At 46.3% G+C, this 15816-nt stretch carries 13 protein-coding genes; all 13 read right to left on the bottom strand.

What is annotated here, in order from left to right; genetic code table 11:
- Positions 1 to 1388: siroheme synthase CysG (gene cysG / locus A9E74_RS09390; protein ID WP_069296369.1), on the bottom strand; the 1388-nt coding region annotated here is incomplete at its 3' end.
- A gap of 7 nt (positions 1389 to 1395) precedes the next feature.
- Positions 1396 to 2172 (bottom strand): DUF1223 domain-containing protein, encoded by a 777-nt coding sequence (locus tag A9E74_RS09385; RefSeq protein ID WP_069296368.1) that lies wholly within the window; start codon positions 2170 to 2172, stop codon positions 1396 to 1398.
- 27 nt (positions 2173 to 2199) lie between these two features.
- Positions 2200 to 3282: a tRNA pseudouridine(13) synthase TruD gene (gene truD / locus A9E74_RS09380; RefSeq protein WP_069296367.1), complete on the bottom strand. Its 1083-nt coding sequence runs from the start codon at positions 3280 to 3282 to the stop codon at positions 2200 to 2202.
- On the bottom strand, positions 3279 to 3761 hold the full coding sequence (gene ispF / locus A9E74_RS09375) for a 2-C-methyl-D-erythritol 2,4-cyclodiphosphate synthase (protein ID WP_069296366.1): 483 nt from the start codon (positions 3759 to 3761) through the stop codon (positions 3279 to 3281). The genes truD and ispF overlap by 4 nt, the downstream gene beginning before the upstream one ends.
- Positions 3758 to 4468, bottom strand: a complete 711-nt coding sequence (gene ispD, locus A9E74_RS09370) for a 2-C-methyl-D-erythritol 4-phosphate cytidylyltransferase (RefSeq protein WP_069296365.1) — start codon at positions 4466 to 4468, stop codon at positions 3758 to 3760. Before ispD ends, ispF begins: the two co-directional genes overlap by 4 nt.
- Positions 4458 to 4688, bottom strand: a complete 231-nt coding sequence (locus A9E74_RS09365; RefSeq protein ID WP_245652132.1) for a septum formation initiator family protein — start codon at positions 4686 to 4688, stop codon at positions 4458 to 4460. Before A9E74_RS09365 ends, ispD begins: the two co-directional genes overlap by 11 nt.
- A gap of 66 nt (positions 4689 to 4754) precedes the next feature.
- A complete protein-coding gene (gene eno / locus A9E74_RS09360; protein ID WP_069296364.1) occupies positions 4755 to 6035 on the bottom strand; it encodes a phosphopyruvate hydratase in 1281 nt (426 codons plus the stop codon).
- A 65-nt stretch (positions 6036 to 6100) separates the two neighbouring features.
- Positions 6101 to 6937 (bottom strand): 3-deoxy-8-phosphooctulonate synthase, encoded by an 837-nt coding sequence (kdsA, locus tag A9E74_RS09355; RefSeq protein ID WP_069296363.1) that lies wholly within the window; start codon positions 6935 to 6937, stop codon positions 6101 to 6103.
- The gene (locus A9E74_RS09350; RefSeq protein WP_069296362.1) at positions 6937 to 8574 is read right to left on the bottom strand and encodes a CTP synthase; all 1638 of its coding nucleotides are present in this window, start codon (positions 8572 to 8574) and stop codon (positions 6937 to 6939) included. The genes kdsA and A9E74_RS09350 overlap by 1 nt, the downstream gene beginning before the upstream one ends.
- An 87-nt stretch (positions 8575 to 8661) precedes the next feature.
- Positions 8662 to 10005: a tRNA lysidine(34) synthetase TilS gene (gene tilS / locus A9E74_RS09345; protein WP_069296361.1), complete on the bottom strand. Its 1344-nt coding sequence runs from the start codon at positions 10003 to 10005 to the stop codon at positions 8662 to 8664.
- 35 nt (positions 10006 to 10040) lie between these two features.
- Positions 10041 to 10997 carry an acetyl-CoA carboxylase carboxyltransferase subunit alpha gene (locus A9E74_RS09340; protein ID WP_069296360.1) on the bottom strand — a complete coding sequence of 319 codons (957 nt, stop codon included), beginning with the start codon at positions 10995 to 10997 and terminating at the stop codon, positions 10041 to 10043.
- A 115-nt stretch (positions 10998 to 11112) separates the two neighbouring features.
- On the bottom strand, positions 11113 to 12216 hold the full coding sequence (locus A9E74_RS09335; RefSeq protein WP_069296359.1) for a PilT/PilU family type 4a pilus ATPase: 1104 nt from the start codon (positions 12214 to 12216) through the stop codon (positions 11113 to 11115).
- A gap of 83 nt (positions 12217 to 12299) precedes the next feature.
- Complete coding sequence (gene dnaE / locus A9E74_RS09330; RefSeq protein WP_069296358.1) at positions 12300 to 15785, bottom strand: DNA polymerase III subunit alpha; 3486 nt, start codon at positions 15783 to 15785, stop codon at positions 12300 to 12302.
- Between the last annotated feature and the right edge of the window lie 31 nt (positions 15786 to 15816).

Here is a 15816-nt window from a genome sequence, read left to right as displayed (position 1 = left end):
AACCAGGCCAATTTATTATGTAACTCTACCACTTCTCCAATGATTAGTAGCGTAGGTGCGACAGGTTGTTGTTTTTTTGCCAACTCGGGTAGATCCGCAATGGTACTAACCCAAACCTTTTGATTCTCGGTGGTACCTTGCTGCACTAGGGCCGCAGGCATATCCGCTCTCATGCCGTGTTTTTGCAGCTGTTGGCTAAGAATATCCAATCCTGCCAGCCCCATATAAACCACCACCGTTTGACGAGGTTGGACTAAAGCCTGCCAGTTCAAATCCAGCTCCCCTTCCTTTAATTGACCGGTTACAAACACACAACTTTGTGAATAATCGCGGTGAGTTAACGGAATTCCGGAGTAGCAAGCGACACCAGAAGCTGCGGTGATACCGGGCACCACCTGAAAAGGAATTTTCTGTTCAGCCAGTGTGGCAATTTCCTCGCCACCACGACCGAAGATAAACGGATCACCGCCTTTTAGACGTAAGACCCGTTTACCTGCCTGGGCATGCTGCAGCAATAACAGATTAATTTCATCCTGGCGCTTGCTATGCCATGCCCGCTGTTTACCGACATAAATCATTTCAGCTTCTTTACGTACTAACGCCAGTACTTCCTTGCTAACCAGTCGATCGTAAAACACGACATCAGCCTGCTGCATTAAACGTAACGCTTTGAACGTTAACAAGTCAGGATCGCCGGGACCCGCTCCTACCAGATAAACTTCACCTTGTTGCAGCGCATTATCGGCTGTCTCTTCAAGTAAGGTCTCAAGGGTTTTAATGGCAAGTTCATCACGTCCAGCCAATACATGATCGGCGACCGGTCCTTGTAATACTGACTCCCAGAAACGACGGCGCTGTTTTAACTGACCGAACTTCGCTTTTACCCGTTCACGATATTCACCAACCAGTAAACCTAATTTACTGTAAGCAGGCGGTATCAGGGTTTCCAGACGGGCACGTAACTGTCTGGCCAGAATGGGTGATTGTCCGCCGCTGGAGATAGCGACAACGATGGGGGAACGATCTAGAACAGACGGCAGAATAAAGTCACACATCTCAGGTTGATCGGCCACATTGGCCAGAATCTTTTTGGCCTGGGCAGCATGGTAAACCTCAAGATTCACGCTTTCATCATCTGTAGCTGCAATAACCAGCGTCTGATCAGCAAGGTAATTCGGTGAAAATTTGTCGTTAATCCATTGCACCCTCCCCTGATAGTCTGCGTCTTCTAATAACTGACGCGACATCTCAGCAATTTCCGGGGCAATAATTGTGACCGTTGACTGAGCTTTTAATAATAAGCCGGCTTTGCGGGCGGCAATTTCGCCACCACCTACAACCAGACAATGACGATTCTTTAAATCAATAAATATAGGTAAATAATCCATCTTACTTCTATTGTGTTAAGGGTAATTCCACGGCTTGTAAAATATAGCCATCGGATAAATTCTGAATAAGTGCCACTAGTTTCAATTTGTCCTGCTGCCATTCAGGCATAAGTTTCACCTGATGTTCGATAAATGTTTCACCGGATGTCTCGAGGGCAAACGGCCCTAACCATTCACGCACCAAATTCTGGTGATTGAAAGTCTTTCCGGCATTGTCGCCACCAAGCACTTTACTGCTCACATCATCTTCAATGATCGCAATATACAACTTGCTGTGCTGACGGTTTTCATCTCCAGTCACCTGACTGCGACTGTCGATCATTAACGCATCATCAATCCGATAAGCTGATAAACGAATCTTTGCCTGGGCATCAAACTCATTAAGAAAACTGACAGCCTCCTGCAGATTTTCCCGCCAATTTGGCAACGATTCGCCACTGAGCACAAATTCCGGCGTGTAAATGGTCTGATAGCGATTCAATAACGCTAATTGCTTCTGCCGTTCGGAAAAGGCCGGTTTGGCAAAAGCATCGACCCAGCCTTTTTGATCATTCAGATAATCAATATGAAAACCTAAAACAATATAGTTAAGCTCAGTATTATTTTGCTGTTGTTGATATAACCAGCGTTCGGCAGGAGGGCAACTGCCACAACCTTCTGAAGTAAATAATTCCAGTACTGCGGTATGTTTGGGATCACTAACGGCATGCCAGCGTTCTGCATGAGCGGTTAATGGCAATAAAACCAATGTCAGCCAAAATAGTTTATCTACAGACAGCTTCATATCAGCCTCCTTCAGATCAACTGGTTTTTATTCGTTCAGACCCGGAGATGCTGTGGAAATTTTTTGCGACATATCCTGAATTTCAGCGAGTTCGCGCAGTACAGCCGTGGCATAACTTCCCGGCCCCAACTCAAACTCTAACAGTAAACTGCTCTCGTTGATAAATTGCCATTGAAAATTCTGTGGGAATAATCGCAATGCTCGGCGTTCCTGACTTAAGCCCAGCTTTTCCAATTGCTGCTGCCAATCTTGCCAGTTAGCCAAAACCGATTGTTCCAGAGCAAGCGTATCGCCTTTACTGATAGCCTCACCTTTCCCCCATAAAGGACCGGTTGGATGAATATCCATTTCCTTGATCCGCTGTTCAAGCACATCATCTTTGCTTTCTGCGACAAAATAACTGGCTCGGGTACCGGCCAGTAACATCACATCACCTGCCAGCATTTGGTTCCAGTTGTTTTGACGAATACGTTCAGCCATTACCAGATTAAATAACCATGAACGCGCAGCGGAAATAATGATACTGCGTTGATTACGCTTTTTCGGTTCGGTGCCTTCGGTGAACCATTGATCGGCTTTTTTCAGATTATTGCCAAAATGACCAAAGCGTTGTTCAGCAAAATAATTTGGTACACCCTGCTCGGCAATTGTTTGCAGATTCTTTTCCCAGATAGCCGCATCGCCGGTGATATTAGTTAAACGCAATCGAAAACGATTGCCAGCCAGCGCGCCGCGTTTTAATTTTTTGCTATGCCGTACAGCTTTAATGATTTTGATTTGTTCATTTTCAAACGCCAGCCAGTCTGGTTCCGGCAAGCCTTGTAAGTTGACACTGAACCATTGCGAAGTCACCGCATGGCGATCTTTAAGTCCGGCATAGCCAACCGCAACGGGTGAAACACCTGCAAATCGGGCTATTTCCTGCGCCAGCCAATCCGTGTTGGTATCGGTTTTCTGCACGTATAACCAGACGTGTGAACCTTCGCCTTCAGGCGAAAATGGCAGATGTTCTTCCACTTCAAAATAAACTGCTTTTTCACGCAATTGACCACTGCAAGTTGCTGCACTGTCAGATTGGCGCGGCAATGATAAATAATCAAAATGTTTCAAACCGATTCAACCTTTTTAATAAGCGCAACAGCATGAGCAGCAATACCCTCTTTGCGCCCTGCAAATCCGAGTTTTTCGGTAGTAGTAGCTTTGATATTAATTGAACTGGGATCAATCTGCAGATCACTGGCCAGCAACTCACGCATTTGTGGGATAAATGGCGCTAATTTTGGAACCTGAGCGACTACCGTTGTATCGACATTGCCAACCTGCCAACCAGCAGCAGCCAAATCATCATAAACCCGGCGTAATAACACCCGACTATCAATGCCTGCGAAAGCCATATCCGTATCCGGAAAATGGTGACCGATATCCCACCAACCGGCAGCGCCTAATAAGGCATCACATATCGCATGAATCAAAACATCACCATCAGAGTGGGCTTCCAGGCCATGCGTATGCGGAATTGTCACCCCGCCTATAATTAACGCGCAGTTTTCAGCAAACCGATGTACATCATAGCCATGACCAATTCTCACGCAGCTTCTCCATTTTCCTGTTGCTGTAAAAATAACGCGGCTAATGCCAGATCCTGCGGCAAGGTAATTTTGATATTGTCAGCATGACCGGCAACAATTTTAGGGTTCAAACCCATAAACTCCATTGCGCTGGCTTCATCAGTAACATTGATATTGGCTTGTCTGGCCTGAGTTAATGCTTCAGACAACGCCATTAAACGAAACATCTGCGGCGTAGCAGCCCGCCATAGACCACTACGATCAACTGTAGCTTCGATGTGATTATTGGCATCAACCCGCTTAACGGTTTCGGTTAACGGCACACCTAAAATTCCACCGACAGGATCATTGCCTAGTTGTTGCAACATGGCATCAATATCACTATGTCTGATGCAGGGTCTCGCTGCGTCATGTACTAACACCCATGGATTTGTATCCGTCAGGTTCTGTAACAACCGTAAAGCATTGCTGACTGAATCTGCCCGCTCATCGCCGCCTATCGTGGTGTGAACCGGCCAATCAGCGGGTAAATTCAAAGAAGGCCAATAAGGATCATTTGCTGATAAGGCAATAACAACCCCTTCAATTTGCGGATGGCTGACCAAACGGCTTAAGGTATGAAAAATAACCGGACGATTATTCAACAATAAATATTGTTTTGGGCGATCGGCTTGCATCCTGCTGCCGATCCCCGCCGCCGGGACAATTGCCCAGACTTTACTGCTCATTTTCAGGTATATCGATGATATGAAAAAAAGTTTCTTCGGGTTTCACCATACCCAGTTCACTACGAGCACGTTCTTCAAGCGCATCGAGGCCACTTTTCAAATCAGCAACCTCAGCAGCTAACACCTGATTGCGTTCTTCTAACTTAGAATTATCAACTCGTTGCTTTTCTACTGTGTGATGCAAACGCAATAAAGCCGGCAAGCCATCATGCTGAGCCACAAACGATATTGCAGCATCACAAATATAAAGGTCAGTACAATAAGTACTGTTTTCATGCAGCGAATATCATCTAGATGGAAATGCCTGCAAACCAGGATAAACCGCGGCGTCACCTAATTCGGCTTCGATGCGCAGCAATTGATTGTATTTAGCAACGCGATCCGAACGTGACAATGAACCCGTCTTGATTTGTCCACATTGGGTAGCAACGGCCAAATCAGCAATAAAAGTATCTTCGGTTTCACCACTGCGATGCGAAGCAATCGACTTGTAGCCCGCCTCAGCCGCCATATTCATCGCATTGAGTGTTTCACTCAATGTGCCAATTTGATTTAATTTAATCAAAATGGCATTGGCAACCTTCGCTTCAATACCTTGTTTCAAAATGGCGCTGTTGGTGACAAATAAATCATCACCGACCAACTGAATACGATCACCCAAACGATCGGTTAACAATTTCCAGCCATCCCAATCGTTTTCATCCATACCATCTTCAATGCTGATGATTGGATATTTATTGCACCAGCTTTCTAAAAGATCAGTGAATTCTGCAGCTGTCAGGCTACGTTTCTCAGATTCCAGCCGATACATTCCATCTTTATAAAACTCGGAACTGGCCACATCCAGCGCAATCATGACATCACGGCCAGGTTCATAACCAGCATTACTGATGGCTTGCATAATCAGCTCCATCGCAGCTTCATTTGAAGCCAGATCAGGGGCAAAGCCACCTTCATCACCAACAGCAGTATTCAAGCCCTGAGCTAATAACACCTTTTTTAAATGATGGAAAATTTCGGTACCGGCACGCAACGCATCTTTGAAGCTTTTTACACCGACTGGAACAATCATAAATTCCTGAAAATCCACACTGTTATCAGCGTGCGAACCACCGTTAATGATATTCATCATCGGCACCGGTAAAGTAACGGCTTTATCACCACCAAGGTGGCGAAATAGAGACACACCTTTCTCAGCTGCGGCAGCAACAGCCGTTGCCATCGAAACCGCTAAAATGGCGTTTGCACCAAGGCGTTGTTTATTCTCAGTACCATCGCAGGCGATTAATTTGTCATCCAGAGCGTTTTGTTCAAAACAATCCATGCCGATAACAGCAGAGCGTAATTCGTTATTGATTGCTTCAACGGCTTTGGTAACGCCTTTACCCAAATAGCGTGATTTATCGCCATCGCGTAATTCGATTGCTTCGCGCGCGCCAGTTGAAGCACCTGAGGGTACTGCTGCCCGACCCATAGCGCCGCTTTCCAGAATAACGTCTGCTTCAACTGTTGGGTTGCCACGAGAATCCAAAATCTCACGACCACGAATATCAATAATTTTGCTCATAATTTTCTCCGATGAATGAGGCGAAGAAGCCGGATAAGAATCCTTTTCCGATCTTAAATTATCTATTACAGATAGGCGTCTTCGATAAAGTCTTGTTGTTTAACTGTTTTGTCGATAGCGACCAATGTCTCGAGTAATGCCTGCATTTTAGCTAACGGCCAGGAATTGGGGCCATCGCTCAATGCTTTTTCCGGGTCCGGATGGGTTTCCATAAACAGACCGGCAATACCTGCGGCAACAGCAGATCGTGCCAATACGGGCACGAACTGTCTTTGGCCGCCACTTTTACCACCTTGACCGCCAGGTTGTTGTACCGAATGAGTTGCATCAAATACGACTGGGCAGCCCATATGACGCATAGTCGGCAAACCACGCATATCCGAAATCAAGGTGTTATAACCAAATGAAGTACCACGTTCACACAACATGATTTGCTGGTTGCCGGTTGATTTGGCTTTATCCGCAACATGTTGCATATCCCACGGAGCTAGAAACTGGCCTTTTTTAATATTGACTGGCAAGCCTTGGCTGGCCACATTAATAATAAAATTTGTCTGACGGCACAAGAATGCTGGGGTTTGTAATACGTCCACTACACTGGCAACTTCAGCCAATGGCGTATCTTCATGTACATCGGTCAGAATCGGCAGACCAAATTCTTTTTTGACCTTTTCCAGAATCGCCATACCGGCTTCAAGTCCCGGTCCGCGATAGGTTGAAGTTGAAGTGCGATTGGCTTTATCAAATGAAGATTTATAAATAAACGGGATACCGAGTTTATCGGTCATTTCTTTTAACTGACCCGCGACATCCATCGTCATCTGTTCACTCTCAATGACACAGGTTCCGGCAATCAAAAATAACGGCTGTTTGCCACCCACTTCATGACCACATAATTGCATTACTGCTGTCCTCGTTTTTTATGATTTGTCAGTGCGGCATTGATGAAACCCTCGAACAGACGATGACCATGTCTTGGGGTCGAGGTAAATTCCGGATGAAACTGACAAGCAACAAACCAGGGGTGACCAGGGATTTCAATCATTTCCGCCAAAGAATTATCTTTGGACATACCAGAAAACAGCAAGCCAGCATCTTCTAATTGTTGTTTGTAATTGTTATTAAATTCATAACGATGACGATGACGTTCAACGATTTCATCAGCACCATATATTTGCTGTGCCAGGGAGCCCGGTTTGAGTACGCATGGATAGCCACCCAAACGCATCGTGCCACCCAAATCAGAATCGTGGTCACGCTGCTCGACGCTGCCATCTTCCTTTTGCCATTCGGTAATTAAACCAATGACCGGATGTGGCGTGTTGGCATCAAACTCGGTACTGAACGCATTAGTCAGGACGGCTTTGTGACGAGCATATTCGATCACCGCAACCTGCATACCCAGACAAATACCCAGATAAGGAATGTTATTTTCACGGGCGTATTGCGCTGTGGAGATCATGCCTTCAACTCCACGCTTGCCAAAGCCGCCGGGTACCAGAATGGCATCCATATTAGCAATGCTGTCAGTGCCGGTTTTTTCGATCATTTCGGAATCGACATAATGCACATTAACTTTGGTACGCGTATGAATACCAGCATGCACCAGTGATTCTGACAGTGATTTATAGGCTTCGGTCAGCTCCATATATTTGCCAACCATGGCAATATTCACTTCGCCCTGCGGATTCGACAGATTTTCATAAACCTGTTGCCATTGACTCAAATCAGCTGGTTTAGCATCCAGACCCAGTTGTTTCACCACAATGTCGTCAAGACCTTGTTTGTGTAATTCCATTGGGATTTTGTAAATACTGTCGACATCGATACAGGTGATAACTGACTTTTCCGGGACGTTGGTAAACAATGAAATTTTACGTCGTTCGGATTCTGGTAACGGTCGATCCATACGGCAAAGCAATACATCCGGTTGAATACCGATAGTGCGTAATTCTTTCACCGAATGCTGCGTTGGTTTGGTTTTGATTTCACCGGCAGAAGCGATATACGGCACCAAGGTCAAGTGAATAAACAAGGCCCGATCGCGGCCTAGTTCAGTCGCCATCTGACGGATGGTTTCAAGAAAAGGTAATGACTCGATATCACCGACGGTACCGCCGATTTCAATCAATGCCACATCGGCATCGCCCGCACCTTCATAAATACAGCGTTTGATTTCATCAGTGATGTGCGGAATAACCTGTACTGTATTGCCCAGATACTCACCGCGACGTTCTTTACGGATAACATTTTCGTAAATCTGTCCGGTAGTATGGTTATTACGGCTGGTCATATTGGCATCAATGAACCGCTCGTAATGACCTAGATCCAAATCAGTTTCAGCACCATCATCAGTTACAAAAACCTCACCATGTTGCAGTGGGCTCATTGTGCCGGGATCGACGTTAATGTAGGGATCAAGTTTAACCATGGTGACTTTAAGGCCACGGGCTTCGAGAATCGCTGCCAGTGAAGCCGCCGCGATTCCCTTACCGAGAGACGACACAACACCACCAGTGACAAATATAAATTTAGTCATATTATGGAGAGTTTTTGCAATAGCGGTGCAGCCAGAATAGCCACACTCAAAAATATCGTCATAAAGTATCAGAATTGCCCGATTCGCTCAATCAAAATCTCCCTGACAAATACGCTCTATCATCGGTACCCAGCCCGTTTGGTCAGATTGTGGCTTAGCTATTTCAGCACACCCATAACCGACAATTGCGACTAACTGCTGATCTGCAAATAACAAAGGGATGCTGTCGCGTTGCCAAGTCGGGATTTGCCAATGCTGAAATAATTTTTTCAAAGTTTGATGATGTGCCTTCCCTGCCAGCTGGATTTTTTCACCACCTTGACGATTTTTTAATGTCAGACCGGCGCTAAATAATTCTGCACGAATTCCCTTGCCCTGTTCTGTCTTCCAGACTAGTCGATGCTGTCCATCCAACAATCTTGGTAATTGATTGTTGATCTGCTCTGATGAACATATTGGAGAGAGTAATAACGAGCTGTTCAGGTATAACCTGTTTTGATAGCGTCTAGCAACATATTCATGCCAAATAACCTGCGGTTGAGCATCGATAGCAGCCAAGCAAACTTCATCCAAAATGCGTTGTAAATTTATCCGCGATGGCAGTGCCATATTCAACTTGGCCATAAAAAATCGCAGCACATTACGCTGTCGCGGTTCGCTTAACATCAGCAATTTATCTATGCTTAAACTGCCGTCTTGCAGATCCGCTTCGAGCTTAAGCAAATCTTCCTGCGCCAACTCATCTAGCAGAGTTTGGCTTTCCTGCAGGTTTTGCGCGGAACGTGCCAGATTTTGATTGATGGCAGGCCAACGGTTTTGTAGCAACGGCCAAACTTGATGCCGTAAATAATTACGATTTATCTCGGTATTTTGATTACTGGGATCTTCAATCCACTGCAACTGATGGGCGTTGGCGTATTCCAATAGATCTTCACGAGAGATAGCTAACAAGGGTCTGACAATTCTCATGGTTTGCCACACCGACATAGCTTTCATCGCACCTAAGCCGCGATTTCCGGCACCGCGTAGTAATTGCAGCATCAAGGTTTCAGCCTGATCTTGTAAATGCTGGCCAGTCAGCAAAATGCCATCGTCGTTGATCAGTTTAGCGATTGCGTCATAGCGAGCACTGCGGGCGGCCGATTCAAGTCCCGACTGTCTAATATCAGTCACGTTAACTTTCAGAGAATGAAATGGCAGTTGTAAGGATTCAGCAATCTTTTGGCAATGCTCTGCCCAATCGGCTGATTGGGATTGCAATTGATGGTCGACATGTACCACCTGGATAGTGTGAGGAAATTGACTACGATGTTGTGCCAATAGATGCAGCAACACATGGGAATCCATTCCGCCGCTATAGGCTACCCATAAAGTAGACGATCCGCAGAGTTTGCGGATCGTTTTAATCACTAATTTTGTGTCAAAAGACACTTGGAAAATCTAAGGAGATTCACGTTCAACAGGCTCTAACCTTCAAAAGCACCATAAGCAAGCAAACGTTGTTGGCGGCGTTTAACCAGTTCATCTACCGGCATCGCTTTTAATTGTTTCAGTTGGCTATCGATTGCCGTCTTGATATTGGCCATCAATGCTTCTGGATCACGATGCGCCCCGCCTAATGGCTCTTTGACAATCTCATCAATCAGTCCCAGAGATTTCAATCGGTCTGACGTCACACCAAGCGTTGCAGCCGCATCTGAAGCTTTTTCAGCACTCTTCCACAGGATTGATGCACAACCTTCAGGTGAAATAACTGAATAAATACTGTATTGCAGCATCATCAGATGGTCAGCAACACCGATAGCCAAAGCACCGCCAGAACCACCTTCACCGATAACGGTGCTGATGATTGGCGTTTTTAATTTAGCCATTTCAAATAGGTTTCGGGCGATGGCTTCACTTTGGCCACGCTCTTCTGCACCGATACCAGGATAGGCGCCTGGCGTATCAATAAAGGTTAATACCGGCATGCCGAAACGTTCGGCCAGTTTCATTACTCGTAATGCTTTTCGATAACCTTCTGGACGTGGCATACCAAAATTACGCGCCACTTTTTCTTTGGTATCACGGCCTTTCTGATGACCAATCACAATGACTGGTTGACCATTAAAACGGCCCATTCCGGTAATTAATGCTTGATCATCTGCGTAGGCACGATCGCCATGCAGTTCTTCAAAGTCGGTAATCAGATGTTTGATGTAATCAAATGTGTAAGGGCGCTGTGGATGGCGCGCCATTTGAGTAACTTGCCATGGCGTTAATCCGGAAAAAATGGAGCGCGTCAGCGATTCACTTTTTTCCTTCAGCTTCTGAATCTCTTCAGTGATATTCAGATCGCTGTCATTGCTCATGTAGCGAAGTTCGTCGATTTTAGCTTCCAGCTCGGCAATAGGCTGCTCGTAGTCAAGGAAATTCAACTGCATTACAAAATTACCTTCGAATCAAAATAGGTCGATTATACACGCACTAGGGCTTGCTGATCTTTCATATCTTCCACTGCTGACGACTATGAAAGATCAGCAAGCCCTATGGTTACGCTCAGCTGAGGATTAATTCATCATCCGAATCATTATCATCGTGGGATGCCCCCATGCGGATTTCCAGACTCAAGTCATTACGTGAATCGGCATTACGCAGTGCATCTTCTTGAGAAATTTTGCCTTCCCGATACAAAGCCAGCAGAGCCTGATCAAAGGTAATAGTGCCGGGTTCACTGCTTTCTTTCATGGCATCTTTAATCGCGCTGATCTGACCTTTATTAATCAATTCAGCGATATACGGTGAACTGAGCATCACTTCTACTGCGGGTACCAATTTTCCATCTTCAACCGACGGTAATAAACGTTGCGAAATAATTGCTCGCAGATTCAGCGATAAATCCATCAGGATCTGCCGATGCATCATTTCCGGGAAAAAGTTAATGATGCGATCCAATGCCTGATTCGCATTATTGGCGTGCAAAGTGGCCAAACAAAGATGACCAGTTTCAGAGTAATTGATGGCGTGCTTCATGGTATCCATATCACGGATCTCACCAATCAGGATCACATCCGGCGCTTCACGTAATGCATTTTTCAAGGCATTTTCATATGACAGAGTATCAATACCCACTTCGCGTTGCTGCACGATTGAACGTTGATGTGAATGCACAAATTCCAACGGATCCTCAATGGTCAGGATATGCGAACCGGAATTACGATTACGGTGACCGATCATTGCGGCTAATGTCGTCGACTTACCACTGCCGGTGGCACCAACGACCAGAATCAGACCCCGTTTTTCCATCACTACACTGCCTAGCACCGGCGGCAAACTCATTTCTTCAAAATTGGGGATATGGATGCGGATGTAGCGAATCACCATCGATACTTCACCGCGCTGCCGGAAGATATTGACCCGGAATCGACCTACACCATGCACTGGCACCGCAAAGTTCATTTCCAATGTTTTTTCAAACTCGGCGATCTGTTGCTCATCCATTAGCGAATAGGCTAACGCTTTCACTTCTCCGGTCAGCATTTTTTTGCTGCCAACGGGTCGAATCACCCCTTGAATTTTGACTTGCGGTTCAGTCGCCGTACAAAAAAACAAATCTGAGGCATTTTTATCAGCCATCAGTTTGAAATAAGGCATCATTTCCACGTTAGCAATCCTTTGAAGAATAAGCGTTTAAGTTGCAGTAATCGTACACGATAGATTTCAGACGACAAAGCCGATTTCATTACTTAATAGCGCACAGTCACAGTTTCACTTCCGGGCAGATCCGCCAGCTCTTTGAGCAGGGTATCCGATGGCGTAATTTGCCAGTCATGGCCCAGGCGAATCAATACTTCGGCATCCTGGTTGAGATATTTAAGCTCTACCGGAATCACACCACCACAAAACGGTGACATAACAGCTTGCATTTGTGCAATCCATTGTGAATCTTCGCCATGTTGTTTCACTGTAAGTTGAACGGCTTTACCAAATAATTCGCGAGCTTTCTGCAAGTCATAAACCGACTCGGCAGTTCCGGCAAGACCACCACTGAAGTTGTCTTGACCAATCTTACCTTGAATAACCACCAGCTTATCGGGCTGTATCACGCTCTGATATTGTTCATAGATATCGCCAAATACACGTACTTCCAGCCGCGCAGTCTGATCATCTAAGGTAATAAATGCCATGCGACTGCCGTTTTTGGATTTCATCGTGCGAATCGCTACTATCAAACCGGCAGTCAGTAATGGGATCTCATTTCGCTGGTAACCTTTGGATTCCGGTGCATCCAGTTCACTGATTTTTTTGGGAATAAATTGGGCCAGTTCATCAGCATAACGATCAATCGGATGTCCGCTTAAATATAAACCTAGTGTCTCTTTCTCAGCTCGCAGTAACTGCTCTTCCTGCCATTCGGGAACATCTTCTAGTAAATCGGTTTGCGGTTGATCGGCATGTGATGGCTCGGCCAGACCAAATAAATCATTCTGACCACTATCGGTATCGCGACGATGCTGTTCTGCAATTTGCATCGCCCTACTCAGGCTTGCTTCCAGACTGGCACGATGTCCGCCCAAAGAATCAAATGCACCGGCTTTGACTAATGACTCCATCACTCGGCGATTGATTTTTTTCAGCTCGACCCGACGACAGAAATCAAATAAAGAGGTAAATGCTTCTCCCTGTTCACGTTCTGAAACTATACCGGCCAAGGCGGATTCACCGACGCCTTTAATAGCACCCATGCCATAACGGATGGTGGTTTCATTTTCTACGGTAAACTGGATTTTGCTGAAATTCACATCCGGTGGCAGCACGGTGAGATTCATATCCCGACATTCATCAATCAAGCCGACGACTTTATCAGTATTGTCCATATCCGCTGACAATACTGCCGCCATAAACGCTGCCGGATAATGGGCTTTCAGCCAGGCCGTTTGATAGGCAACTAATGCATAAGCAGCTGAATGCGATTTGTTAAAACCGTACTCAGCAAATTTTTCCATCAAGTCGAAAATCGGTCCGGCGGTATTTTCTTCGATGCCGCGATTTTTCGCGCCTTCGAGGAAGATTTGCCGCTGCTTGGCCATTTCCTCAGGCTTTTTCTTACCCATCGCCCGACGCAACATATCGGCGCCGCCCAGACTGTATCCGGCCAGGATCTGCGCGATCTGCATAACCTGCTCCTGATAAACGATAACCCCATAGGTAGGTTTCAGCACAGGTTCCAGATCTGGATGTGGGTAGTCGACTTTGGCACGACCATGCTTACGATTAACAAAGTCGTCAACCATGCCCGATTGCAACGGGCCGGGTCGGAACAGGGCTACCAAAGCGATAATGTCTTCGAAATTATCCGGTTGCAGTCGTTTGATAAGCTCTTTCATACCACGCGATTCCAACTGGAATACCGCCGTGGTTTCACACCGTTTCAACAAATCGTAACTGGGCTTGTCATCTAGCGGCAGCAAGGTGATATCAATCTTGTCAGCTTCGTCAGCCGGCAACATCGCCTTAACATTTTTAACCGCCCAATCGATAACCGTCAGGGTTTTCAGGCCTAAAAAATCGAATTTGACCAGACCCACACTTTCTACGTCATCTTTATCGTATTGCGATACCAGGCCAGCGCCGTTTTGTTCGCAATATAATGGTGTGTAATCGGTCAGTTTTTTTGGTGCGATGACCACACCACCGGCATGTTTACCGACATTTCGGGTCAGACCTTCCAGCTGCAGCGCCAAATCAATCAAGCCGCGAACATCTTCTTCCTTGTCATAACGCTCTTTGAGCTGTGGCTCTTGTTCCAGCGCCTTACTCAGTGTCATTTTCAGTTCAAACGGCACCAGCTTGGCCAGCTGATCAACCATGCCATAAGGATGACCTAACACACGACCTACATCGCGCAATACCGCTTTGGCGGCCATGGTACCGAAGGTAATGATCTGCGAGACATGATCCCGGCCGTAATGACGAGACACATAATCGATAACCCGATCCCGACCATCCATACAAAAGTCGACGTCAAAGTCAGGTAACGATACCCGTTCCGGATTCAGGAATCGTTCAAACAGCAAGTCGTACTGCAACGGATCAATATCAGTGATTTTTAGTGCATAGGCCACCAGAGAACCAGCACCGGAACCCCGTCCCGGCCCGACCGGAACGCCATTGTTTTTAGCCCAGCGGATAAAGTCGGCAACAATTAAAAAGTAACCGGGAAAGCCCATTTCATTAATAACGTCGAGCTCAATCTGCAACCGTGATTCATATTCGGCACGTTTTTGTTCACGGATGGTTTCATCTGGAAACAACACCGGCAATCTTTCGGCCAGTCCTTCAAAGGATTCTTTGGAGAAAAATTGTGCCAGCGTCATGCCATCCGGCACCGGGAAATCCGGCAGGTAATGTTCGCCCAGCGTTAATGGAACATTGCAACGCTTAGCGATTTCAACGGTGTTGCTGATGGCTTCGGGAATATCTGCAAACAATCGCACCATTTCTTCCGGGCTACGCAGATATTGCTGTTCCGAATACATCCGCGGACGACGTGGATCGTCCAGTAATCGGCCTTCGTTAATGCAGACCTTGGCTTCATGGGCTTCAAACTGATCTGGGGTTAAAAACCGCACATCATTGGTGGCAACCACTGGCAGATCGAGTTCACTGGCCAGTTGTAATGCTTGTTGAATATAACGTTCTTCATCTTCGCGGCCAGTACGGATCAGTTCCAGATAAAAACGATTGGGAAACAACTTCATCCAATGTCTGGCAAGTTGTTCAGCTTCTGCTTGGCGACCGCCAAGCAGATCACGACCTAACACCCCTTCACGCCCGCCACTTAAACAAATCAAGCCATCTGTTTGTCCATCAAGCCATTCGGGTTCCAGCATCGGCACACCCAGATGCTGTCCTTCGGTATAGGCTCGGGAAATTAATCGCGACAGGTTGTGATAGCCCTCCATCGTGCTGCACAGCAACACCATACGCAGGCTTTTTTTACTGTCACTACTATCACGCAACCGGATATCGGCACCCAGAATCGGTTTGACCCCAGCCTGCATTGCCGCGCTGTAAAGTTTGACGGCGGCAAACAGGTTATGTTGATCAGTAATGGCAATCGCCGGCATGCCAGACGCAGCAGCAGCCTTGACCAGCGGTTTGATACGAACCAGGCCGTCAACCAGAGAATAATCAGTGTGTAAATGAAGGTGTACGAATTGCGAGGTCATTAGACAGTTATTTAATTCAAAGCAAAATGAT

The sequence above is a fragment of the Methylophaga muralis genome (genome assembly GCF_001720165.1).
Taxonomy (GTDB): Bacteria; Pseudomonadota; Gammaproteobacteria; order Nitrosococcales; family Methylophagaceae; genus Methylophaga; species Methylophaga muralis.
Note: the sequence above shows the minus strand (reverse complement) of the source record. Positions and strands in the feature narration are given on the sequence as shown.